The sequence below is a fragment of the Burkholderia sp. BCC1993 genome (assembly GCF_905339865.1).
GTDB lineage: Bacteria > Pseudomonadota > Gammaproteobacteria > Burkholderiales > Burkholderiaceae > Burkholderia.
In genome coordinates, this window is the sequence record NZ_CAJPGZ010000002.1 from 190673 (window position 1) to 213077 (window position 22405).

The window sequence follows — 22405 nt, forward strand, 5'->3', positions numbered from 1 at the left end:
ACGAAACGCGGCGCGCAGCACACGCCATCGCGCGACGAGCGGAGCCGCGTCATGAGCGGCGCACGCAGACGACTGAAGACGCTCGTCGGCGCGGCGAGCGTGCTGTACGCGCCCGGCGACCCGGATGTCGCGCACGGTGTGCGACGCGCGGCGTCGCTCGCACGCAAGGCGGAAGCCGAGAAGATCACCGGCCTCTTTACCGCCGACCTGCTGCAGGCCGATGCGGCCGGCCTCGCCGGCACCACGGGCAGCCAGGAGCCGATCGTCGCGCTGGCCGCGCTGAGCCAGGCGACCTCGGCGATCGGGCTGGTCGCGACGGTATCGACCACGTATCACCATCCGTACAACCTCGCGCGGCTGATCGGCACGCTCGATCACGTGAGCGGCGGGCGGGCCGCGTGGAACGCGGTCACGTCGTCGGTCGGCGAGGAGAATTTCGGCGATGCGGCGCTGCCCGACCCCGAACGGCGTTACGCACGGGCGGCCGAATTCGTCGAAGTCGTCAACGCGCTGTTCGATGCGAACGATCCGGGCGCGACGCGGCGCGCTCAGGGCGGCGGTATTTCGGTCGACCCGCACAAGCTCGGCGCGATCGACTACCACGGCGAGCACTTCCAGGTGCTGGGGCCGCTGAACGTGCCGCCGTCGCCGCAGCGCAGGCCGGTGCTGTTTCAGGCCGGGCAGTCGGCCGCCGGCGTAGCGCTTGGCGCGCGATACGCGGAGGTCGTCTACACGTCTCAGCCGACGCACGACGATGCGCGCGCGTTCGTCGCCGCGCTGCATCGGCAGGCCGCCGCGTTCGGCCGTGGCGACCGGCTGCCGCTCGTGATGAACTCGTTTCATTCGGTGATCGGCGAATCCGATGCCGACGTCGCGCGACGGTTGCGCGACAAGCATGAACGCATCGATTACGAACAAGGCAGGCTGAAGCTCGCCGACATGCTCGGCGGCGGCGTCGACCTGCGCGACCTGCCGCTCGACCAGCCGTTGCCGGGATCGCTGCTGCCGGCCATCGACAGCGTGCATCGCCGGCGAGGGCGGGTTGCGATCTTCGTCGGCTATGCGCGCCAGCGGCTGACGCTGCGCGAGCTGATCGTCCGCGCCCAGGAGACCGGCCACTGGTTCGTCGCGGGCACGCCGGAGCAGCTCGCCGACGCGATCGAGGCGCGCTATCGCGCGGGACTCGTCGACGTGCTGTCGCTGCACGGGCTCGGCCAGGCGGACCAGGAAGACCTGCTGCTCAACGGCTTGCTGCCTGAATTGCGGCGTCGCGACCTGCTCGATACCGACTACGTGGGCGGCGATTTCCGCGCGAACCTGGAGCTGCCGGCTTTGCAGCGCGAAACGGCGCTGGCGTGAGCGGGCGAACGGCCGAACGGTGCACCGTGCTTCGCGTTCGGCGGTGCGCCGTTGCGCCATATCGCGCGATCAGATATCCATCGAAAAAATAACCATTTGGTACACGCTTGCGCGCGCATTACAGTCTGGCCTCCTGCCGGCTGCGACGCCGGTCGTTTCGACGTTATTTCAGAAATGCGCCACATGAATCGTTTGATGCGTTCCAGGGTCCGCCGTGCCGCGGCCGCGCTGTTCGTGCTCGGCCTCGTGCCGGCTTCCCATGCGGCCCAGCCGACGTTGCGCGTCGGCATCGACGCCGAGTCGTATCCGCCGTTCTTCTCGAAGGACGCGGCCGGCAAGTGGAAGGGCTGGGAAATCGACGTGCTCGATGCCGCGTGCGGCAAACTGAACGTGCGCTGCGAGCTCACCGACATTGCGTGGGACGGCCTGATTCCGGCGTTGCAGAACCGCAAGATCGACGTGATCTGGTCGTCGATGACGATTACCGGCGAACGGCGGAAGGCGATCGATTTCAGCCGTGCCTATTACGAGTCGCCGACGGTGTTCGTCGGCGCGAAAAGCGACCGGCGCCGCGTCGATTGCGCGGTGCCCGCGAGCTTCAAGGGCCGCGTGATCGGCGTCGAGGCCGGCACGAACTTCTCGGCGTTCCTTGATGCCCGCTTCAAGCCGGACGCGCAGATCAAGGCCTTCGACAAGTTCGACAACGCGCTCGCGGATCTGGTGTCCGGCCGGGTCGACTACGTGCAGGAAGGCAAGGGGCTGTTTACGGCATTCCTCGCGTCGCGCGACGGCAAGGACTTCGAGGTCAAGGCGACCTGCGCGGACAATCCGGTGCTGGGCCTCGGTATCGGCGCGGGCGTGCGCCAGGGCGATGCGCTGCGCGGCAAGCTGTCGACCGCGATCGCGCAACTGCAGCAGGACGGCACGTGGGATGCGATCACCGCCCGCTATCCGAACCTGAAGGGCACGATCGAGAAGGGCCGCTGACCCGATGGCCGCGGACGATTCGCTGCTCGCGTTGCTCGCATTCGGCGACGGCGGCTATGGCCGCGTGTTCGCGGGCGCGTTCGCGCTGACGTTCGGCGTCGCGGCAGCGTCGTTCGGCACCGGCGTGCTGCTCGGCATCGCCGGCGCGCTCGGCAAGCTGTCGCGCCACGCGCCGCTCGCGTGGCTGGCGCGGCTCTACACGACGCTGGTGCGCGCGCTGCCCGAGCTGTTGTGCCTGCTGCTCGCGTTCTATGCGCTCGCGCCTGCCGTCGAGGCCGCGCTGCACCGCGGCGGCCTGGTGCCCGACGGCTTCGCGTTCCCGCCGTTCCTCGTCGCGGCGCTGTCGCTCGGCTTCATCCAGGGTGCGTATCTGACCGACATCTTCCGCGCGGCGCTCGTCAACGTGCCGACCGGGCAGATCGAAGCCGCGCACGCGTACGGGATGACGCCATGGCAGACGTTCGCGCGCATCCGGCTTCCGGCCGCCGCGCGGCTCGCGTTGCCGGGCGCGGGCAACGTGTGGCTGAACGCGACCAAGGATGCGTCGTTCATCAGCGTGCTCGGCTCGTTCACGGATCTGCTGAAGGCGAGCCAGCTCGCGGCCGGCGCGACGCGCCACTACGTATTCTTCTATCTCGTCACGGCCGCGCTGTTCCTGTTGCTGAGCATCGCGTCGACGGGCCTCTTCGCGGCGCTCGAGCGCCACGCGAACCGTGGCATGAGGCGCGCAACCGCATGATCTTCTCGCTGCCGTTCCTGCTCGACACGGTGATGCCGAAGCTGCTCGCCGCGGTGCCGACGACGCTCGCGCTGACGCTTTGGTCGGGCGCGGCCAGCGTGCTGCTGGGCGTGCCGCTCGCGCTCGCCGCCGGTGCGCGCCATGCGCCGCTACGCTGGTCGGCGCGCGGCTGGCTCATGCTGATTCGCGGCACGCCGCTGCTCGTTCAGCTCTATTTGCTGTACTACGGATTCGGGCAGATCGTCCCGCGCGAATGGATGCGCGACAGCTGGGCGTCGCCGCTGCTGCGAGATGCGTTCTGGTACGCGATCGTCGCGTTGAGCGTGAACGAGAGCGCGTATGTCGCGACGATCCTGCGCGGCGCAATCGCCGGCGTGCCGGCCGGCGAGATCGAAGCCGGGCACGCGTACGGCATGACGCGCGTGCAGGTGCTGCGCCGCATCGTCGGCCCGCGCGCGTGGCGGCTCGCGCTGCCGGCGCTCACCGGCGAGGCGATCCTGCTGCTGAAATCGACCGTCCTCGCGTCGACCGTGACGGTGTTCGACGTGATGGGAACGGCCAACACGCTGCGCTTCGAGACGTTGCGCGTGTACGAGCCGCTGGTCGGCGCGGCGGTCGTCTATGTCGTGCTGGTCGCGCTGCTCACCATTCCGGCCGCTCGTCTCGAGAGGCATGTCAATCGCCATCTGACGCGCACCCCCGACGCTCGCGTCCCCGTACGCCGCCGCCGCGCGTCGCCGGACGCGTGGGCGGCTCCCAACTGATTCCTGGTAACGAACCTGACGATGTCCGATCCTCGCCCCTTGCTGTTTTCCCTGTATGAACAAGCCAGCGTCGGCTGCGGCGGCGCGCCGAGCCTGTGGACCCATCCGGCCGACGAACGGCTGCGCGCGAATACGCTCGCGTTCTGGTCGGACCTCGCGCGCACGGCCGAGCAGGCCGACCTCGACATGCTGTTCTTCGCGGACGTGCTCGGCCTGTACGACGTCTATGGCGGGTCGGCCGACGCAGCGGTCCAGTGGGCGGTCGAGGCGCCCGCGAACGATCCGATGATGCTGATTCCGGCGCTCGTCGCGCAGACCGAGCGGCTCGCGTTCGGCGTGACCGCGAGCACGACCTACGAGCATCCGTTCGCGCTCGCGCGCCGCTTCAGCACGCTCGATCACCTGAGCAACGGCCGGATCGGCTGGAACATCGTGACGTCCTACCTGACGAGCGCGGCGCGCAACTTCGGGCTCGACCGGATGATCGGCCACGACGAACGCTACGCGCGCGCGGAGGAGTTCCTCGACGTCGTGTACAAGCTGTGGGAAGGGAGCTGGGCGGACGATGCGGTGGTCGCCGACAAGCACGCGCCGCGCTATGCGCGCGGCGACCGCGTGCGGCCGATCGCGCACGAAGGCACGCACTACCGCGTGCAGGGGCCGCACGTCTGCGCGCCGTCGCCGCAGCGCTCGCCCGTGCTGATCCAGGCCGGCTGGTCCGGGCGCGGGCGCGAGTTCGCGGCGAAGCACGCGGAGGTGGTGTTCGTCGCGAAGTCGAATCCGCACGAGATTCGTGCGGGCCTCGACGAGATTCGCCGGCTCGCGACGGAGCGCGGCCGCGCGGCGGACGACGTGAAGTCGCTGACCGTGCTGCGGATCGTGACCGCGCGCTCGTCGAGCGACGCGAAGGAGAAATACCACACGCTGCAGCAGCACTACCACCAGCACGCGCAACTCGTCAGCTATGCGGGCGACACCGGCATCGACATCGATCGCTATGCGGACGACGAACCGCTGACGACGCAGACGGAAGGGCTCACGTCCTACGTGGTGCGGCCCGACGGCAGCGGCAAGCCGCTCACAGCCGGCGACGTGCGGCGCAAGTTCGCGAGCGTCACGCGCGGCACCGACCTGATCCTCGTCGGCTCGCCCGACGAGGTCGCCGATCAGCTCGCCGAGCATGCGCGCCAGTCGACGACGAGCGGCTACATGCTCAATCCGCTGATCAGCCCGGGCACGCTCGACGATTTCGCCGAGCTGATCGTGCCGGAACTGAAAAAGCGCGGCCTGTACCGCACGACGGCGCCGGCCGGCACCTTCCGCTCGCGGCTGAGCGGCCGCGACCGCCTGCCGGACACCGCGCACGGCGCGTCGTTCCGGCAATCCGCATCCGACGGACGGTGACGAGCCGGTCGATACGGAACGACTATCAGGGGAGGGGCGTGACGTGAACCACGACGTGCTGTTCCGGCTGCAACCGCGCCGTGCCCGACAGGGGCTTCCGGCATGAATTCGACGGCGAACGAGAATGCGGGTGCGACGCGCGAAGGCCGAACAAGCCGATCGGCGTCGCCGCCTGTCCTGAGCGCCGCCGGCATCGCGAAGCGTTTCGACGCGACCGTCGCGCTGTCGGCGTTGAACCTGACGATCGACGCGGGCGAAGTCGTCGCGTTGATGGGCGCGAACGGCGCGGGCAAGTCGACCTTCGTCAAGATCCTGAGCGGCGTGCTGCGGCCGGACGGCGGCACGCTGACACTGCGCGGCCTACCGTATCGACCGGCGTCGCCGCACGCAGCCAAGCAGCTCGGTGTCGCGACCGTGCACCAGTCGGTCGCCGATGCGGTCGTGCCGACGCTGTCGATCGCCGACAACCTGCTGCTCGACCGGCTGTGCGATCGGGCGTCGCCGTGGCGCGCGACGCCGGCCGCGCGGCGTGCCGCGGCGCGACCGCTCGCCGCGCGGGTCGGGCTCGACGTCGACCTGGCGGCGCCGCTGGCGTCGCTGTCGCTGGCGGACCAGCAACGCGTGACGTTGGCGCGCGCGCTCGGCGCTCAGCCGTCGCTGCTGATACTCGACGAGCCGACCGCCAGCCTGTCCGCACCGGAGGCCGAGCGGCTCTTCGCGCTGCTGGACGCGCTGCGCCGCGATGGCGTGGCAATCCTGCTGGTGTCGCATCGGCTCGGCGATTTGCGCCGCATGGCCGATCGCGTGGCGATCGTCCGCGACGGCCGGATCGTCGCGGATCTGCCGGCGCCCGTCGATCTGGATGCGGCGGTGCAGACGATGATCGGGCGGCCGTTGCCGAGCACGCGTGAGCCGGTGCCGGCCCGCGCCGCGCCGCGCGAATCGGACGCGGCGTTCAGCATGCGGCGCATCCGGCTGACGCCGGCCAGTACGCCGTTCGACCTCGACGTGCGGCGCGGCGAGATCGTCGCGATCGCGGGCCCTGTGGGCGGCGGCAAGTCGCGCCTCGCCAATACGATCTTCGGCGCCGCGCGCGCGGTGGCCGGCGACATGACGCTCGACGGGCGGCCGTGGCGCCCGCGTTCGCCGGCGGATGCGATTCGCGCCGGCGTCTTCCTGGCCGGCGAGGACCGCTGGCGCACGTCGCTGTTTCCCGACAGCGTGCCGTTCGCATCGATCGCGGGCACGATCGGCTTTCCGTTTCTGGCGCGCTGGTTCGCGCGCGGCCCGGTGGGCAGGGCGCGCGAACGCACGGCCGCCGCGGCGGCGATCGCGCGGTTCGGTATCCGCTGCACCGGCCCGGACGATCGCGTGGCCCGCCTGTCCGGCGGCAACCAGCAGAAAGTCGTGCTCGCACGCTGGCATGCCGAACCCGCGCGGCTGTTGCTGCTCGACGAACCGTTTCAGGGCATCGATGCCGGCGCGCGGGCCGATATCGTCGATACGCTGCGGCGTCATGCGCAGGCGCGCGCGACGATCGTGTTCGTCAGCGATCTCGAAGAAGCTGCCGAGATCGCGGATCGTATCGTGCGGTTCGATCGCGCGACGCTCGATGACCCGCCTCCGACGTCCTCCACCTTGCGTGCCTGCTCATGAAAACCGTGACTTCTTCCGCCGAGCACCATGCCGCGCCCGTCGAACGGCCGCGCGCCGCAGCGGCCCGCGTCCGCGACGCGCTCGAGCGCACGGGCATCCTGCTCGTGCTGGTCCTGCTGGTGATCGGGTTTGCGCTCAGGGAGCCCGCGTTCCTGAACGTCGACAATCTGTTCAGCATCCTGCAGTCGGTGTCGATCGTCGCGTTGCTCGGCATCGGCGTGACGGTCACGCTCGCGGCCGGCGGTTTCGACCTGTCGGTCGGCAGCGTGGCCGCGACCGCGCAGATGGCCGCCAGCTATGTGCTGGTCGTGTGGCACGGCGGCACGCTCGCGGCGGTGATCGCCTGCGTGACGCTCGGCGTGGCCGCCGGGTGGTTCAACGGCGTGCTGATTACGCGCCTGCGCGTGCCCGACCAGCTCGCGACGCTCGGCACCTTGTTCCTGATGGCCGGCCTGCAATTGATTCCGACCGGCGGCCGTTCGCTCGCGACCGGCTCGGTGCTGCCCGACGGCACGGACGCGACCGGCGTGTTTCCCGACGCCTTTCTCGCGCTCGGCCGGCTGCGCGTGTTCGACGTGGTGCCGCTGCCGGTGCTGCTGCTCGCAGCGGTCACGGCAGTGGCCTGTGTCGCGATGGAGGCCACCCGCTGGGGCCGCGTGATCTACGCGATCGGCGGCAACGAAACGGCCGCGCGGCTCGCCGGTGCGCCCGCCGCGCGCTACCGGGTCGCCGCGTATGTCGTATCGGGGGCGATCGCGTCGCTGGGCGGCGTATTGATCGCCGCGCGGGTCGGTCGCGGCGACGTGAGCGCCGGCCACTCGCTGCTGCTCGACGCGGTGGCCGCCGCGCTGATCGGTCATGCGGTGTGGGGCGCGAAGCGGCCCAACGTGTTCGGTACGGTCGTCGGCGCGGTATTCGTCGGCGTGCTGCTCAACGGGCTGACGATGCTGAACGCGCCGTACTACATGCAGGATTTCATCAAGGGCGCGCTGCTCGTGCTCGCGCTGGCGTTCACGTTCGGCATCGGGCGCCGCACGGATGCGCGAGCGTGATGCGCATGCCGCGATGCGCCGCGGCGGCTCGCATGGATCGGCCGGCTCACGGAACCGGAACGGTTTGCCATCCTAAGTCATATCCATTTCCGAATCGCTCGGTTTGAGTTCGCGTGCGGCGCTGATAGATTGGGCCGATATCGTCCTATCTGGAGACAGGCCCGCCATGCGCTCGTTGCTTCGCCGGAAATCGCGCGTCGATCTGAAGATCGGTGCATGCATGCTGTGGTTCGCGACCGCGCTGGGCGTGCCCGCCGCGCAGGCCGGTCCGCTCAAGGGCGCGCCCGCGCCGTTCGACAAGGGCGGCGTGAAGATCGCGCTGGTCAACTATCTGTCGACCGGCGACTTCTTCCAGGCCTACGAGGCCGGTGCGCAGAAGCAGGCGCGTGCGCTCGGCGTCGATCTGCGCATCTACGAGGGCCGGCAGGATGCGGCCGAGCAGCGCGAGCAGATCCAGCAGGCGATCAGCGTCGGCGTGTCCGCGATCATCGTCAATCACGGCCTGCCGGAATCGCTGAAGGACGTCGTGCAGCGTGCGCTGGACAAAGGCATCAAGGTCGTCGCGTTCGACGTCGACCTCGGCAACCCGAAGGTGCCGCAGATCGAGCAGAACGATCGCGACCTCGCGAACCTGCTGCTCGCGCAGGCCGTCAAGGACAACGGCGACGCGTTCTCGGCCGGGTACGTCTACGTCGCCGGTTTTGCGCCGCTCGACCGGCGCGATGCCGCGTGGCGCGACTTCAAGCGCGCGCACCCGAAGGTGCGGGAGAAGGCGCGCTGGGGCACCGTCGACAATCCGATCGCGCAGTCGGTCGCGAATCAGGCGGCCGCGGCGTATCGCGCGAATCCGGATATCCGTGTCGTCTTTGCGCCTTACGACGAGTTCGCGCGCGGCGCGAAGCTCGCCGCGGACGAAGCGAAGCTGGCGTCGAAGATCCGCATCTACAGTGCCGACATCTCGACGGCCGATATCGAGGCGATCCGCGCGCCGAACAGCGCGTGGGTCGCGACGGCCGCGACCAATCCCGCGGTCGTCGGCGCCGTGTCGGTGCGCGCGGCGGCACTGCTGGTGGCCGGCCAGGACCCGGGCGCGCGCATCGCGGTCAAGCCGACGCTGATCACGCGCGACGATCTCGTGAAAAACGACATTCGCACCGTGGCCGAACTCGGCGCGAAGTTTCCTGCGTTCCGCGCAAGCGACGCGGCGACCGCCGCATGGATTCCGGCGGCCGACTGACCGCTTCGGCACGCGGCGAATCGATCCGTCGCCCGCGTACAGCTTACCCCTGACTCGACCATGACGACCCTCAACGACTATCTCGCACAAAAACGCGATGCGTGGCACGCGAAGCAGCAGGCAGCCCGCAACGATCCCGATTTCAAGGCGACGCCGCTGAAGGCGACCGTACGCGCGCTCGGTCGCAGCGGCGTGCGCGAGATCCGGATTCGCGACTTCCAGGTGATCAGCGACAGTCCGCCCGACTTCGCGGGCTACAACCTCGGGCCCGCGTCGCCGGAGCTGCAGCTTGGCGTGCTCGGCAGTTGCCTCACGCATATCACGTTGATCCAGGCGGCCGAGCGCGGCCTGAAGATCGGCTCGATCGCGGTCGAGGTCACGGGCGACCAGCATCCGCTCGCACAGCAGCCGGGGTTCGAGCATGTCCCGGTATTCCCGCACAACATCCGCTATACGCTCGACATCGTGTCGCCCGAGCCACCCGAGGCCATCCGCGCGTTGCATCAGGCGGTCGAAGCGGTCTGCCCGATCTTCAACCTGCTGAGGCTGCCGCAGGAGATCGACGGCGAATTGCGGCATTCGCAGGGTTGACGCGCGGGAGCAGCGATGCGTTCATGCAGCTTCGCTGCATTCGCCTGCGGTCGAGAAGCTGCTGCGTGCATTGCTGCTGTAAGTGTTTTATTCGGTGCACAGCGAGCGCATGCTGATGGAGCAGAGGCGCTACGACCTGCTGTTCCGTTGGTTCGTCGGGTTGGCGATCGAAGACGCCGTCTGGGATCACTCGGTGTTCTCGAAGAACCGGGATCGCTTGCTCGAGCACGAAGTGGTCGAAGCGTTTTTTACCGAAGTCATGAGCTTGGCGGACAAGCAAGGGCTGCTGTCCAGAGATCACTTCTCGGTAGATGGCACGCTGATCCAGGCGTGGGCCAGCCACAAGAGCTTCTGGCCCAAGGACGGCTCGGACGATCCGCCGGCCGGCGGCGGCCGCAATGTCGACACCGACTGGAAGGGCAAGCGGCCTGAGCCGGCTAAGCTTGGCCGTCGCGCGGCAACGCGCCTGCTGGCCCGCTAGCCGGCAGGGCAGCCGTGACGATTTATCTGCAACTCAGCAGCCAATCGCATACGAAACCCTTTTAAATAGTGCTCCAGCCGTCAAAACGAGGCGCTTTTCAACAGCCTGGTAGGGCCACGCCTGGATAGGAGGGGGCGGGGTTGACTGCCGCGCCAGGGATTGAAGCCCGTCAGGGGCGAGATGCGGGACGCGGCTCGACGCGCAAACGCGAAAGCCCGGTCACGGCGCGTGAGCGGCGGGAGGCGCTCGGACGACTCGGCCGGCGCAGGGTTTAACTGCCTACGGCGCAGATCGCAGGAGCGAAAGGCGGGAAACCCGCATTCATGACAGGTCCATCCGTCTGTATGGACGGAGCACCGATGGCGGATTCTGTCGAGAGACGGTCCATCGGCGGGTCGCGGGCAACGGTTGTCAACAGTTCACACCTGTGCGCACCGCCGTGCCAGTTCAATGCGAGATACATAAGCTGGCGGCGGTCAGACGGGGAACCTGTTGGGGCGTGATCCCGGCCGAGGATTTAGGGTCATCGTGCGATGCGCCTGGAAGTCATTCTTGCTTTTTGATTTTCCTTACCATAAAGTAAGGAATCAGGAGGTGTCACTATGACAGCAGCAACTATTACTTCAAAGGGTCAGGTCACGATCCCGGTGGACGTGCGCAATCAGCTTGGCTTGGAGGCCGGCGACCGGATCGAATTCAGCTTCAACGAGGCGACAGGCCGGTACGAGGTCTATCCAGCGACGCGCTCGCTCGTGGCGCTCAAGGGCATTGTGAAGAAGCCTGCGAAACCGGTGTCGATTGACGACATGAATCAGGCCATCGCCGAGCAGGGGGCGTCAGCGCGATGATCGGACTGGATACAAACGTGCTAGTCCGCTACTTCGCGCAAGACGATGAAGTTCAGTCGAAGAAGGCGACGGCACTGATGGAGTCCCTGTCGCCCGAGCGGCCGGGATATGTTTCGCAAGTCGCATTAATCGAGGTCGTCTGGGTACTTGGGCGCTGCTACGGTGTCGAACGAGAGCAGATGAAGGACATCGTCGAATCGATGATCGGGACCAAAGAACTGGTCGTCGAAAGTGCTGACACGGTACGTAAGGCACTTCGCGTTTTCGCATCTTCAAAGGCGGATTTCGCGGACTGCCTGATCGAGCGTTCTGGGCATGTAGCCGAGTGCGAGTACACGGCTACTTTCGACGTGTCTGCCTCGAAGGTCGCGGGGATGCAGTTGATCAAGTAATCGTACCGATCACTAATACACGACGAGTAGTTCGGATGCTGCCGAGAACGCTGCCGACTTCCCGCGCTCGCCGGATCTGGGGCTTCGTCGCGGCCGCTTTTTAGTGTTTTTTTAGTGTTCGGACTGGGGTAAGGGAAGTTCGATTTTTGGGGGCGGAGCGCAAAGCCTTGCTGGCATTGCCGCGGAACACAGCCACGATCCAAACTTAAACGATTTGTGACCCCTTTCCGCCGCAAAATTTTGCACAATGGCGGCAGCGCGGCATTGCGCCGCGATTCGCCCCGGGCAGGCCGGCTTGCCGGACCTGGCCGGCCAGAACCGCCGTTCGAGACCGAAGACCGCCACCGCCGTGCCGCCGCCGACCGCCATGGACCACCCCAAACGCATCCTGATCGTCGAAGACGACGCCGACATCGCCGACGTGCTGAGCCTGCACCTGCGCGACGAGCGCTACGAAGTCGTGCACAGCGCGGACGGCACGGAAGGGCTGCGCCTGCTCGAACAGGGCAACTGGGACGCGCTGATCCTCGACCTGATGCTGCCGGGCGTCGACGGCCTGGAAATCTGCCGGCGCGCGCGCGCGATGGCGCGCTACACGCCGATCATCATCACCAGCGCACGTTCGAGCGAGGTGCACCGGATCCTCGGCCTCGAACTCGGCGCCGATGATTACCTGGCGAAGCCGTTCTCGGTGCTCGAACTCGTCGCGCGGGTCAAGGCGCTGCTGCGGCGCGTCGACGCGCTCGCGCGCGATTCGCGGATCGACGCCGGCACGCTCGACGTCGCCGGGCTGTCGATCGACCCGATCGCGCGGGAAGCCGCCGTCGACGGCACGCGCATCGACCTCACGCCGCGCGAGTTCGACCTGCTGTATTTCTTCGCGCGGCATCCGGGCAAGGTGTTCTCGCGGATGGACCTGCTCAATGCCGTGTGGGGCTATCAGCACGAAGGCTACGAACACACGGTGAACACCCACATCAACCGGCTGCGCGCGAAGATCGAGGCCGATCCGGCCGAGCCCGTGCGGATCCTCACCGTGTGGGGACGCGGCTACAAGCTCGCCGCGCCGGACCAGCGGGACACGTGATGAAGCTGACCCTCACCCAGCGGCTGTCGCTCGTGTTCTCGATCCTGCTGCTCGCGTGCTCGGGTGCGTCGGCGTGGCTGCAGATCCGCGCGAACGACATGCGCGAGAAGGAAGTCGTGCAGGGCCTGTCGCGCGATCTCGCCGCGCACATCGCCGGCAGCACGCCGCTGATGGACGCGAACGGGCTCCGCCCGGACGCCGTGCGCACGCTGTTCGGCCAGTTGATGGGCGTGAACCCGAGCGTCGAGGTGTACCTGCTCGACAACGCGGGGCGCATCAAGGGCGACGACGCGCCGCCCGGCCACGTGAAGCGCGAGCGCGTCGATCTCGCGCCGGTGCAGCGCTTCATCGCGGGCGAGCCGCTGCCAATCCTCGGCGACGATCCCCGCAGCCCCGACGCGCGCAAGGTGTTCAGCGCCGCGCCGCTGCAGCGCGCGGGACAGCCGGCGTCCGGCTATATCTACGTGGTGCTGCTCGGCGAAGCGCACGACCAGCTGGCCGCGCGCGTCGACGCCGGCAACGTGCTGCGCACGACGCTGTGGTCGATGGCGGTCGTCGCGCTGCTCGGCCTGCTCGCGGGCCTGATCGCGTTCAGCTTCATCACGCGCCCGCTGCGCCGGCTGACCGACGCGATGCGCCGCTTCGACGCGAACGCCGCGCCCGATGCGCAGCCGCCGGTGCCGCGCTCGCCGCCGGGGCGACGCGGCGACGACATCGCGGTGCTCGAATCCGCGTTCGCGCAGATGGCCGACCGGATCGGCGACCAGTGGCGCGCGCTGACGCGCCAGGACCAGCAGCGGCGCGAACTGATCACGAACATCTCGCACGACCTGCGCACGCCGCTGACGTCGCTGCACGGCTATCTGGAGACGCTGTCGCTGAAGTCCGATACGCTCGCGGAGCCCGAGCGCCGCCGCTACCTGTCGATCGCGCTCGCGCAGAGCACGAAGGTCGGCCGGCTCGCGCAGGCGCTGTTCGAGCTCGCGCGGCTCGAGTCCGGCGGCGTGCAGGCCGAGCGCGAGCCGTTCTCACTCGTCGATCTCGTGCAGGACGTATTCCAGAAGTTCGAACTCGCCGCGCAGTCGCGCGGCATCGTGCTGCATGCGCGAATCCCGCCGCGCGTGCCGGTCGTGTCGGCCGATCTCGGGATGATCGAGCGCGTGCTGACCAACCTGCTCGACAACGCATTGCGGCACACGCCGCAGCACGGCGAGGTCGAGGTCGCGCTGACGCCGCTGGACGATCGCGTGGTGGTGACCGTGTCGGATACCGGCGAAGGGATTCCGCCGGCGCGGCGAGAAGGGCTGTTCCGGCGGCCGCAGCGGCCGATCAGCGGCGGCGCGGCGACGAGCGGCGGGCTCGGGCTGCTGATCGTGCACCGGATGCTGGCGCTCAACGGCAGCGGCATCCGGCTCGTCGATCGGGACGGGCGCGGTGCGGTGTTCGAGTTTGCGCTGGCGGTGGCGAATCCGCCGGCGGGCGAGGCGCGGTGAAGCCGACTGAAGCTGACCCGCGCCGTTGGCGCGATTTCCGCCCGAATGCATGCGCGGAAATCGCGGCGGGGCGCCCCCGGCGCGTCGGTCGTCCGTGGCTCCAGATGATGGGGCGATCAATGCGTTTCAGTCGGACGATGTCGCGATTTCAGCATCAGGATGTCACGCTGAAAGCGCTCGGTGCCGAGCGCGGCCGTGCGAGTCGCCAACGTCAAGGCATCCTGAGCAATCGCTCGAATTCCGCCGGTATGGCCTCAAACTTGTTCACGCCGTCTGGCGGCCACGAATCGGGGCTGCAATCACCTAGATCCACTTGGGATGGCGTCGCGGCGGGCCGGTAGCCGCGGAGGGTCAGCGGCAAGTCGGTGCCGTCGCAGCGCAGGCGTGCAAGCAAGACGCCGGTACGCTTGTTCACCACCGCAGCCTCCCAGCATTCATCGGCACAGCCGCGCGACTGGTAGACGAGCTTCTCGCCAGGATGGGGCCATTTCAGCTCGAACGGCCCGGAAGTCTGCGCATGCGCGGATGCGCAGACGAGCAGCCACGCAACAGACTTGACGCCACCGAGAAGTGCCAGGCAACGGCTATGAAACGGTTTCATGATTCTCCCTGTTCAACGCGCAAGATCGGCGCGGCGGCTGGCGAAAGCGCGCCTTCTTTCCGCTGAAAAAAGAACACGGTCGGTTTGCGCTGCCGCGGTGACGACTTCGCTGACTCGGTCCACGCCACCCGCGGTGCTCGCCGTCACCCGCCACGCTTGCGCCGCACCTCGCTCGGCGTCGTGCCGGTCCAGCGCTTGAACGCGTGGCGGAACCCTACCGCGTCGCTGAAGCCGAGCGTCAGCGCGATGTCCTCGGTGCTGAGCGTGGTGGTGCTCAGGTAATCGATCGCGAGCGCCTTGCGCACACTCGTCAGCAGCCCGCTGTACGACGAGCCTTCGGCGTCGAGCTTGCGGCGCAGCGTGCGCGACGTCATGCACAGCGTATCGGCGATCGCGTCGATGTCCGGAAACTGCCCGGGCGTGCGCGTGAGTTCCTGGTAGACGCGCCGCGTGACGCCGGCCTGGCTGCGCAACTCGTCGAGCAGGCGCGCGCAGTGCGACGACACCTGCGCGGCGGTGATCGGGTTCGCGAGCTGCGGCGCGCGCGCGAGCCACGCGGCCGGGTAGCTCAACACATGGTGCGGCTGGCCGAACGCGATCGGGCATTCGAGCGCATCGGCGAGCTGCGCCGCGTGCGCCGGCTCCGGCTGCGCGAACTGCGCGCGGGCCGGCACGCACCACGCGCCCATCACGTCCTTGATGATCGTCACGTGAAGTGCGAACTGCATGTCGATCAGGAAGCGGTACAGCGGCAGGTCCGGCCCGGGCAGCGCGGCTTCGTGCGGATCCGGGAACAGCCACGACGCGGTGTCGCCCTGTTCGACCCAGCGGATCGCGAGCATCCCGTTGGCCAGCTGGTGATACTTGACGGCGGAATCGAACGCATGCGCGAGCGATTCCGAGCACAGCATCGCGTAGCCGTACATCCCGTAGCTCGACGCATGCAGCCGGCGGCCGACGCGCACGCCGAGATCGGTGCCGTCGTAGCGGCCGATCGCGTTGCGCGCGGCGGTCAGGAACTGCAGCGACGACGTGAGCGTGAACGGATCGGCGACGGTGTCCGGCGCCAGGCCGGTGCCGTCGAGCACCGCGGCCGGGTCGAGGCCGAGTTCCTGCACGACGCCGACGAGCACGGCCAGCTTGGCCGGCGAGAAGCGTTTCTCGCGCGACGCGGGGGCGAGCGGCGCGTCCGGCAGCGGGGCGGCGCCGGCGGCCGTCGGGGTCAAGAGCGCACTGCGCGGCATGGCTGATTCTGCGTCCGATTCGATACCGTTCCGGGTTCGCGATTCTGCGCCGGAACGCGCGGGCGCGCCATAGGGTTCACCCTGATGCGCACGGGCTTGCACGGTCCGGCAAGGGTGAACCGTCGCGCGAGCGCGCGCCGCGGCTGACCGCTCGCCGCGCGTCCGCGTGTCCGTTTCGATCATCTTTTCGACCGCCCGGATCATTTTCAAAGCACGGTTGGCCGGCGATAGTTGCCGGTCAGGCGACGGCCCATGCGCATCCGGTGTGCGGGCCGCCGTGCGAACGGCGCTGCCCGGTGCCGTCCCCCGAGGAGCAGGACAATGACGAAGAGACACTGGATCGGCTCGTACGGCTCGATCCCCGCCGAGATCGATCCCGATCGCTTTCCTTCCGTAACCGCGCTGCTGGACGACGCGATGCGCCGCTTCGCCGATCGTCCCGCGTTCCGCGCGCTCGGCCGCACGCTGACCTACGCCGACGTCGACCGCCTGTCGGCCGCGCTCGCCGCGTACCTGCAGCAGGTCGTGGGCGTGCGCAAGGGCGACCGCGTGGCCGTGATGCTGCCGAACGTGCTTGCATTTCCGGTGACGACCGTCGCGCTCGCGCGGCTCGGCGCGATCCAGGTCAACGTGAACCCGTTCTATACCGCGCACGAACTCGAGCACCAGCTCAATGACGCGGGCGTCGAAGTGGCCGTGGTGTGCGGCGGCTCGATGGGGACGTTCGCCGACGTGGTCGGCAAGACGCGCATCCGGACCGTGCTGGCCGTGGGCCGCGGCGATCTCGGTGTCGTCGATGCGCCGGCCGGCGCGTGCGACGCGTTGCCGCCGGGCTCGATCCCGCTCGCGGATGCACTCGCCGCCGGCGCATCGCTCGCCTTCGAGCCGGTCGCGCTCGGCGGCGCCGATCTGCTGCTGCTGCAATACACGGGCGGCACGACCGGGCTGTCGAAGGGCGCCGCGCTGTCGCACCGCAACCTGGTCGCGAACATCGAGCAGTTCGCGGCGATCGTGTCGGGCGCACGGGCGCCGGGCGAGGAGGTCGTCGTCACGGCGATCCCGCTGTATCACATCTTCGCGCTGACGGTGAACTTCCTGTCCTACTTCGCGATCGGCGCGGAGAACTGGCTCGTCGCGAATCCGCGCGACATGGACGGCTTCATCGACGTGCTGAAGGCTGCGCGGCCGTCGGTGTTCGTCGGCGTCAACACGCTGTATGCGGGGCTCGCCGGCCATCCGCGGCTGAAGGAGGTCGACTGGTCGCGGCTGAAGCTGTCGGCCGGCGGCGGCGCGGCGGTGATCGACGTGATCTCCGCGCGCTGGAAGGCGGTGACGGGCAACTTCATCCGCGAAGGCTACGGGCTGTCGGAAACGTCGCCGGTGGTCACCTTCAACCCGCAGTCGATCGACGCGTTCACCGGCACGACGGGCCTGCCGCTGCCGTCGACCGACGTGAAGCTGCTCGACGACCAGGATCGCGAGGTCGCGATCGGCGAAGCGGGCGAGATCTGCGTGCTGGGGCCCCAGGTGATGGGCGGCTACTGGCAGAAGCCGGACGCGAATGCGGCGGCGTTCACCGCGGACGGCTACTTCCGCACCGGCGACATCGGCGTGTTCGACGCGGCCGGCTTCCTGAAGATCGTCGACCGCAAGAAGGACATGATCATCGTGTCGGGCTTCAACGTGTACCCGAACGAGGTGGAAGCGGTTGCCACCGCGCTGCCGGGCGTGGCCGAATGCGCGTGCATCGGCGTGCCGGACGCGCGCACCGGCGAGGCCGTGAAGCTGTTCGTGGTGCTCGCGCCGGACGCGGCCGTGACCGAAGCGGAGCTCGTCGCGCATTGCCGCGCGAACCTCGCGGCGTACAAGGTGCCGAAGCTGATCCGCGTGGTCGAGCGGCTGCCGAAGTCGACGGTCGGCAAGATCCTGCGCCGGGAACTCAGCCGCGCCGACTGATGGCGCCGACGCGTCGCGCGCCGGTCGGCGCGCGGGCCGGCACGTCGCAAGCCACGAAGGCCCTGCGAGCCCCGCAAGCCCCGAAGGCCCCGAAGGCCCCGAAGGCCCCGAAGGCCCCGAAAGCGCCGAAAGCGCCGAAAGCGCCGAAAGCCCCGAAAGCCCCGAAAGCCCCGAAAGCCCCGAAAGCCCCGAAAGCCCCGAAAGCCCCAAAAGCCCCAAAAGCCCCAAAAGCCCCAAAAGCCCCAAAAGCCCCAAAAGCCCCAAAAGCCCGGCCTGGACCGCTCAAGTACAATGCGAGCGGTTCGACCGACGGGGACGCGATGACCGGTTCAGACTCACCTTCCGCCCGGCCCGGGCAGGCGCTGCCGTCGCCGAGCGCGACGGTGCCGATTTCGCTCGTCAACGGCTTTCTGGCGAGCGCGGGCGCGCAGCGCGACGTGGTCGAGCGTTACCTGCGCGGGGCCGGCATCCCGCTCGAACTGCTCGGCGAGCCGCACGCGCGCGTGACGGAAGAGCAGTTCTCGACGCTGTACCGCACGCTCGCGATCGACCTCGACGACGAGATGCCCGGCATCTTCTCGCGCCCGCTGCGCGGCGGCACGCTGAAGTACCTGTGCCTGAGCCTGCTCGATGCGCGCAACCTCGAAACGGCGCTGCACCGTTTCGGCCAGTTCTTCCATATCCTGCTCGACGACTTCTTCGTCGAATCGAAGCGCGACGGCCTCGTCGCGCAGGTGCTGCTGCGGCCGAACCCGGCCGTCGGCCCGATCGGCGCGCTTGGCCAGGAGCTGATGCTCAAGCTCGTGCACGGCGTGTGTTCCTGGCTGATCGGGCAGAAGATCCCGCTGCTGCAGATCGAGTTCGCGTGCCCGCGGCCGCGCCATGCGGTCGAGCACCTGTACTTCTTCACCGGCTCCGTGCAGTTCGACTGCGAACGCACGCTGATGCGCTTCAGCGCCGACTACCTCGACGCGCCGATCCGGCAGAGCAAGCGCAACCTGCGCAAGTTCCTCGCGCGCGCGCCCGGCGACTGGATCTTCGAATCGTTCAGCGAACAGCTCGTGTGCCATCGCGTGCGGCAATACCTGTCGGCGGCGCTGCCCGACCTGCCGGTGATCGAGCAGGCAGCCGAGCATCTGCATTGCTCGGTGCGCACGCTGAGCCGCCACCTGGCCTCGGAAGGCACGACGTTCCAGGCGCTCAAGGACGAACTGCGGCGCGACATCGCGATCCAGCGGCTCACCGACACGCTCGACACGATCGCGGCGATCGGCGCCGATATCGGCTTCGACGATCCGAGCGCGTTCCATCGCGCGTTCCGCCACTGGACGGGGAGTACGCCGGGGACTTACCGGCGGCGCGCGTAGCGCGGGTTGTTCAAACCCGATTTCGATCCCGCTCCCATAACCGGTATCCTTCGTGCTCTCCCATGGACGGCTCCCCGTCGTCACGCGTCAGCGTGCGTGCGGCATGCTGTTGCGCTTTTCGTATCGGGAATAGCGCATCGCGAAGATCGTCCACCTCGCGTCGTTCGCGGTCACGAGCGGTCGGCGTCACGTCGCGCGCGACGCATTCGACGGACAGCGCGAGCGCGTCGGCCTCGCGCTTCACACGCAAGCACGGCGGCCCGGTCAGCTGCTCGAACTCGCCGATACGCCGGATTGCCTGCCGACCGAAGTCGGGTGAATGATTGTCGGCAGCCAGGCAAACGCGATCGTGACCAGCGTCGCGCCGACGACGAGCATCGGCACCACCATCGGCCACGCGCCCAGTTGATAGCGCGGATCGGTGAAGACCGCTGCCGTCTGTCCCACGCTGAAGGCGAAGAACATCATGATGAAGCCGGACCACGATACCGCGCGGCCCGCCAGATGAGGCAGGCTGCTGACCGCCCCTGCCTGCCCGCAGGGCTGATGGATTCCGTGGCCGAGGCAATACACGCCATGCCCGAGGAGCAGCGGCCAGATGTTTCCGGGAAGCAGCGCACAGCCCAATGCCTGAATCACCGCGCCGGTGAGGCTCAACGTTGCGCCTTGTCGCACCGTTCGCAGCATGCTCTGACGTCGCAGCAACAGGCGGCAGCCGTACGTACTCAGGACATAGACGAACGTACCGCTCGCCGGTATCCAGCCATATCGCTGGGGCGACAGGCCGAGATACCGGATGTAGATTGCGGGAGAGAGCAAGAGAAAGCAGAACATGCCGGTGTACGTCGAGGCGGCCAGCAGCGCCCATACCCTGAACGTGGCATTGCCGAATATCTCGCGCACGTCGCGGATCGAGCCGCGGATCGAGCCCCGGCTCGAAGCGATTCTGGTGAAGCTTTCCTCGAAGCCGTACCAGCACATCACGAGCAGCCCGAACGCATACAGGCTCATCCCCGCGAGCACCCATCGCCATCCGGCCTGCTGCGTGACATACGCACCGAGAATCGGCGCGAGGAACGCCATCATCCCCATTCCCATGAAACCACGCGCCATCACGTACGGGCCGTCGGCTGCCGAATACCGGTCGCGCACCGTCGCGCGCGCGCATACCAGGATCGCGGCCATGGCAAAGCCCTGCATCGCGCGAGCGGCGACCAGCATCGCCGCGCTCGACGCGAGCGCAGCCGCGAGCGCTGCCAGCGCATAGAGCGCAAGGCCGCTCAGCAACACGGGGCGGCGGCCGTACCGATCGGCAAGACTGCCCATCGGCAATTGCCCGATACCGAATATCAATGCGAAAACAGTCAGGCTGACGCTGGCGGACCCCAGCGTTGCGGCGATTTCAGGTAGCGCCGGCAGGTAACTGTCGGTCGCCACCGGCTGGGCCGCCAGCAGAAGCGGCAACATGAGCGCGAAGTTCAGGCGGGCAGGGCGCGTGGTGTCCGGCATGACGGTTTTCGGCACGGTATCAGGCATCGGGTGAAGACAGCGGCAACGCAAGTGCGCTCTGCCGGTGAGGGTGCAGCAGCAAGCTGGAACTGCCCGGCGGACGGGGCGCCGGACACGACGCCCCGTCGAGCGCCGGCTAGTTGCCCAGGGATCCCGGCACGTGTTCGTGCACGACGCGATGGCGCGCCATCGCATCGACGCGCAGCCGGTCGTATTCTGCCTTGTCGACCGGTCGAGCGTTCGCTTGCCCCAGGTCGTTCATATGGACACGATGGGTCTCGCGTGCGCTCAAGGCTGCGAGCGACGCAATCACGGTGATGCCGAACGCGATCCCACCGACGATCAGCCAGACGTGGTGTGCGCCGGGCGGCGCGACGGCCGTGAACAGCGCGGGCAGCATCGCCGTGGCCGCGGTGCCGAGGTTCTGCGCGATCGCCATCGCCGAGACGCGCGTGCGGGTCGGGAAGAGTTCCGGGTAAAAGCAGGGAAATACCGCGTTGTAGCCCTGGTACACCACCCCCCACATGAGCATCGACATCACGAAGGCGAGCGGCACGTTGCGGATGCTGATCGCATACAGGTAGGCGAACGCGAGCAGGCCGGCCGCCAGCGCGCCGACGATGATCGGCGGCCGGCGTCCGACCTTGTCGGACAGGTTGCCGACGAACGGAATCACGATCATCGCAACGATATTGCCCACCACCGTGATCCAGAGATAGATGTCTTTCTGGAAGCCGATTCCATACGCCGGCTGGACCGCATAGGCTGCGCCGAAGATCGTGGCGACGACCGGAATCACGTTCATCATCGACATGCAGGCCACGCGCACCATGTCGGGAAAGTGATGCCGGAAAGCGTCGGCGACGGGCGAGCCGGCTTGCGACCGGTTGCGTACCGCTTCATCGAAGGCCGGCGACTCGTCGACCTGGCGGCGAATGATCAAACCCGCAACGATGACCAGCGCACTCAGCAGGAACGGAATGCGCCAGCCCCAGCTGTCGAATTGCGCGGACGGCATGTAGTAGGCGAGCGGCAGGAACACGGCGGCGGCCAGCACCTGCCCGGCCTGCACGCCCTGCAGCGTGAAGCTGACGAAGTATCCGCGCCGACCGAACGGCGCGTGCTCCAGGATCATCGAGCTCGCGCCGGTGATCTCGCCGGCCACGGCGAAACCTTGCAGCAGGCGAAGCGTCACCAGCAAGGCCGGCGCGATCAGCCCGGCTTGCTGATAGGTCGGCAGCAGGCCGACGCCGACGGTCGAGATGCCCATCAGGAACATGCAGAACAGCAGGACGGTTTTCCGTCCGCGCGTGTCGCCGAGATGGCCCAGCACGAACGCGCCGATCGGGCGCGACACGTAGCCGACACCGTAAGTGGCCAGCGACGCGATGATGGCGGTCGTGGGGCTGCCGTGCGGAAAGAAGATCTGCGGGAAGATCAGCGCCGATGCCGTGGCGTAGATGAAGAAATCGTAGTATTCGAGCACCGAGCCGATCCAGCCGCTGATGGCGGCTTTTCTCGATTGGTGCCTGCCGCGAGGCTCGTCTCGCAAGGTCGTGGTCATCGTCGTCTCCAGATATTGATATGTGTGCCGGGCAACGCGGGTGATGCGGGGAGTCGTCACTGCCCGATGTGGCG

General features: G+C 68.1%; 20 protein-coding genes and 1 pseudogene. 16 read left to right on the top strand and 5 right to left on the bottom strand.

The genetic code is table 11. The features are described from left to right. The first annotated feature begins 51 nt into the window (after positions 1 to 51). The 14 genes and pseudogenes from U4Y91_RS03655 (at position 52) to U4Y91_RS03720 (ending at position 14090) form a co-directional block, all read left to right on the top strand. Positions 52 to 1359, top strand: coding sequence for an NtaA/DmoA family FMN-dependent monooxygenase (locus U4Y91_RS03655; RefSeq protein WP_321803354.1), 1308 nt, complete (start codon positions 52 to 54; stop codon positions 1357 to 1359). Positions 1360 to 1542: 183 nt separating this feature from the next. Beyond that, positions 1543 to 2346, top strand: a complete 804-nt coding sequence (locus U4Y91_RS03660) for a transporter substrate-binding domain-containing protein (RefSeq protein WP_321803355.1) — start codon at positions 1543 to 1545, stop codon at positions 2344 to 2346. A 4-nt stretch (positions 2347 to 2350) separates the two neighbouring features. Continuing rightward, positions 2351 to 3085, top strand: coding sequence for an ABC transporter permease subunit (locus U4Y91_RS03665; RefSeq protein WP_321803356.1), 735 nt, complete (start codon positions 2351 to 2353; stop codon positions 3083 to 3085). Then, entirely contained in the window at positions 3082 to 3849 is a 768-nt protein-coding gene (locus tag U4Y91_RS03670; protein WP_321803358.1) for an ABC transporter permease subunit, read from the top strand. Before U4Y91_RS03665 ends, U4Y91_RS03670 begins: the two co-directional genes overlap by 4 nt. A 21-nt stretch (positions 3850 to 3870) precedes the next feature. Beyond that, complete coding sequence (locus U4Y91_RS03675) at positions 3871 to 5253, top strand: LLM class flavin-dependent oxidoreductase (RefSeq protein WP_321803359.1); 1383 nt, start codon at positions 3871 to 3873, stop codon at positions 5251 to 5253. Between the two features lie 102 nt (positions 5254 to 5355). Continuing rightward, positions 5356 to 6909, top strand: a complete 1554-nt coding sequence (locus U4Y91_RS03680; RefSeq protein WP_321803361.1) for a sugar ABC transporter ATP-binding protein — start codon at positions 5356 to 5358, stop codon at positions 6907 to 6909. After that, positions 6906 to 7961 (top strand): ABC transporter permease, encoded by a 1056-nt coding sequence (locus tag U4Y91_RS03685; RefSeq protein ID WP_321803363.1) that lies wholly within the window; start codon positions 6906 to 6908, stop codon positions 7959 to 7961. Before U4Y91_RS03680 ends, U4Y91_RS03685 begins: the two co-directional genes overlap by 4 nt. 166 nt (positions 7962 to 8127) lie before the next feature. Continuing rightward, entirely contained in the window at positions 8128 to 9198 is a 1071-nt protein-coding gene (locus tag U4Y91_RS03690; RefSeq protein ID WP_321803365.1) for a substrate-binding domain-containing protein, read from the top strand. Positions 9199 to 9258: 60 nt separating this feature from the next. Then, the gene (locus U4Y91_RS03695) at positions 9259 to 9789 is read left to right on the top strand and encodes an OsmC family protein (RefSeq protein WP_321803366.1); all 531 of its coding nucleotides are present in this window, start codon (positions 9259 to 9261) and stop codon (positions 9787 to 9789) included. Positions 9790 to 9829: 40 nt separating this feature from the next. Further along, positions 9830 to 10216, top strand: a pseudogene (locus U4Y91_RS03700) (transposase); the annotation flags it as partial. 656 nt (positions 10217 to 10872) lie between these two features. Then, positions 10873 to 11118 (top strand): AbrB/MazE/SpoVT family DNA-binding domain-containing protein, encoded by a 246-nt coding sequence (locus tag U4Y91_RS03705; RefSeq protein ID WP_044848609.1) that lies wholly within the window; start codon positions 10873 to 10875, stop codon positions 11116 to 11118. Further along, a complete protein-coding gene (locus U4Y91_RS03710) occupies positions 11115 to 11510 on the top strand; it encodes a PIN domain-containing protein (protein ID WP_044847222.1) in 396 nt (131 codons plus the stop codon). Before U4Y91_RS03705 ends, U4Y91_RS03710 begins: the two co-directional genes overlap by 4 nt. Positions 11511 to 11877: 367 nt before the next feature. Beyond that, complete coding sequence (locus tag U4Y91_RS03715; protein WP_044848486.1) at positions 11878 to 12597, top strand: response regulator transcription factor; 720 nt, start codon at positions 11878 to 11880, stop codon at positions 12595 to 12597. Further along, positions 12597 to 14090: a HAMP domain-containing sensor histidine kinase gene (locus U4Y91_RS03720; protein WP_321803369.1), complete on the top strand. Its 1494-nt coding sequence runs from the start codon at positions 12597 to 12599 to the stop codon at positions 14088 to 14090. Before U4Y91_RS03715 ends, U4Y91_RS03720 begins: the two co-directional genes overlap by 1 nt. A 211-nt stretch (positions 14091 to 14301) precedes the next feature. Here U4Y91_RS03720 and U4Y91_RS03725 read toward each other — a convergent pair whose 3' ends face one another. Beyond that, the gene (locus U4Y91_RS03725) at positions 14302 to 14691 is read right to left on the bottom strand and encodes a hypothetical protein (RefSeq protein ID WP_321803370.1); all 390 of its coding nucleotides are present in this window, start codon (positions 14689 to 14691) and stop codon (positions 14302 to 14304) included. 143 nt (positions 14692 to 14834) lie between these two features. Further along, positions 14835 to 15935 (bottom strand): AraC family transcriptional regulator, encoded by a 1101-nt coding sequence (locus U4Y91_RS03730; protein WP_321803372.1) that lies wholly within the window; start codon positions 15933 to 15935, stop codon positions 14835 to 14837. Positions 15936 to 16256: 321 nt separating this feature from the next. Between U4Y91_RS03730 and U4Y91_RS03735 the strand changes: the two genes are divergently transcribed. Together U4Y91_RS03735 and U4Y91_RS03740 are read left to right on the top strand one after the other, a co-directional pair. Next, on the top strand, positions 16257 to 17891 hold the full coding sequence (locus tag U4Y91_RS03735) for an AMP-binding protein (protein ID WP_321803374.1): 1635 nt from the start codon (positions 16257 to 16259) through the stop codon (positions 17889 to 17891). A 320-nt stretch (positions 17892 to 18211) separates the two neighbouring features. Then, positions 18212 to 19258 carry an AraC family transcriptional regulator gene (locus U4Y91_RS03740; protein WP_044848445.1) on the top strand — a complete coding sequence of 349 codons (1047 nt, stop codon included), beginning with the start codon at positions 18212 to 18214 and terminating at the stop codon, positions 19256 to 19258. A gap of 10 nt (positions 19259 to 19268) precedes the next feature. On the opposite strand, the gene U4Y91_RS03745 is transcribed toward U4Y91_RS03740, so the two are convergent. The 3 genes from U4Y91_RS03745 to U4Y91_RS03755 all read right to left on the bottom strand — a co-directional run bounded on the left by U4Y91_RS03745 (position 19269) and on the right by U4Y91_RS03755 (position 22331). Next, on the bottom strand, positions 19269 to 19502 hold the full coding sequence (locus tag U4Y91_RS03745; RefSeq protein ID WP_321803376.1) for a hypothetical protein: 234 nt from the start codon (positions 19500 to 19502) through the stop codon (positions 19269 to 19271). 20 nt (positions 19503 to 19522) lie between these two features. Then, entirely contained in the window at positions 19523 to 20767 is a 1245-nt protein-coding gene (locus U4Y91_RS03750; RefSeq protein WP_321803378.1) for an MFS transporter, read from the bottom strand. Positions 20768 to 20903: 136 nt separating this feature from the next. After that, on the bottom strand, positions 20904 to 22331 hold the full coding sequence (locus tag U4Y91_RS03755) for an MFS transporter (protein ID WP_321803379.1): 1428 nt from the start codon (positions 22329 to 22331) through the stop codon (positions 20904 to 20906). Positions 22332 to 22405: the final 74 nt, after the last annotated feature.

Coding starts and splice junctions, on each gene's coding strand:
- U4Y91_RS03655 (WP_321803354.1), top strand. CDS start 52: ATGAGCGGCGCACGCAGACGACTGAAGACGCTCGTCGGCGCGGCGAGC.
- U4Y91_RS03660 (WP_321803355.1), top strand. CDS start 1,543: ATGAATCGTTTGATGCGTTCCAGGGTCCGCCGTGCCGCGGCCGCGCTG.
- U4Y91_RS03665 (WP_321803356.1), top strand. CDS start 2,351: ATGGCCGCGGACGATTCGCTGCTCGCGTTGCTCGCATTCGGCGACGGC.
- U4Y91_RS03670 (WP_321803358.1), top strand. CDS start 3,082: ATGATCTTCTCGCTGCCGTTCCTGCTCGACACGGTGATGCCGAAGCTG.
- U4Y91_RS03675 (WP_321803359.1), top strand. CDS start 3,871: ATGTCCGATCCTCGCCCCTTGCTGTTTTCCCTGTATGAACAAGCCAGC.
- U4Y91_RS03680 (WP_321803361.1), top strand. CDS start 5,356: ATGAATTCGACGGCGAACGAGAATGCGGGTGCGACGCGCGAAGGCCGA.
- U4Y91_RS03685 (WP_321803363.1), top strand. CDS start 6,906: ATGAAAACCGTGACTTCTTCCGCCGAGCACCATGCCGCGCCCGTCGAA.
- U4Y91_RS03690 (WP_321803365.1), top strand. CDS start 8,128: ATGCGCTCGTTGCTTCGCCGGAAATCGCGCGTCGATCTGAAGATCGGT.
- U4Y91_RS03695 (WP_321803366.1), top strand. CDS start 9,259: ATGACGACCCTCAACGACTATCTCGCACAAAAACGCGATGCGTGGCAC.
- U4Y91_RS03705 (WP_044848609.1), top strand. CDS start 10,873: ATGACAGCAGCAACTATTACTTCAAAGGGTCAGGTCACGATCCCGGTG.
- U4Y91_RS03710 (WP_044847222.1), top strand. CDS start 11,115: ATGATCGGACTGGATACAAACGTGCTAGTCCGCTACTTCGCGCAAGAC.
- U4Y91_RS03715 (WP_044848486.1), top strand. CDS start 11,878: ATGGACCACCCCAAACGCATCCTGATCGTCGAAGACGACGCCGACATC.
- U4Y91_RS03720 (WP_321803369.1), top strand. CDS start 12,597: ATGAAGCTGACCCTCACCCAGCGGCTGTCGCTCGTGTTCTCGATCCTG.
- U4Y91_RS03725 (WP_321803370.1), bottom strand. CDS start 14,691: ATGAAACCGTTTCATAGCCGTTGCCTGGCACTTCTCGGTGGCGTCAAG.
- U4Y91_RS03730 (WP_321803372.1), bottom strand. CDS start 15,935: ATGCCGCGCAGTGCGCTCTTGACCCCGACGGCCGCCGGCGCCGCCCCG.
- U4Y91_RS03735 (WP_321803374.1), top strand. CDS start 16,257: ATGACGAAGAGACACTGGATCGGCTCGTACGGCTCGATCCCCGCCGAG.
- U4Y91_RS03740 (WP_044848445.1), top strand. CDS start 18,212: ATGACCGGTTCAGACTCACCTTCCGCCCGGCCCGGGCAGGCGCTGCCG.
- U4Y91_RS03750 (WP_321803378.1), bottom strand. CDS start 20,767: ATGCCGGACACCACGCGCCCTGCCCGCCTGAACTTCGCGCTCATGTTG.
- U4Y91_RS03755 (WP_321803379.1), bottom strand. CDS start 22,331: ATGACCACGACCTTGCGAGACGAGCCTCGCGGCAGGCACCAATCGAGA.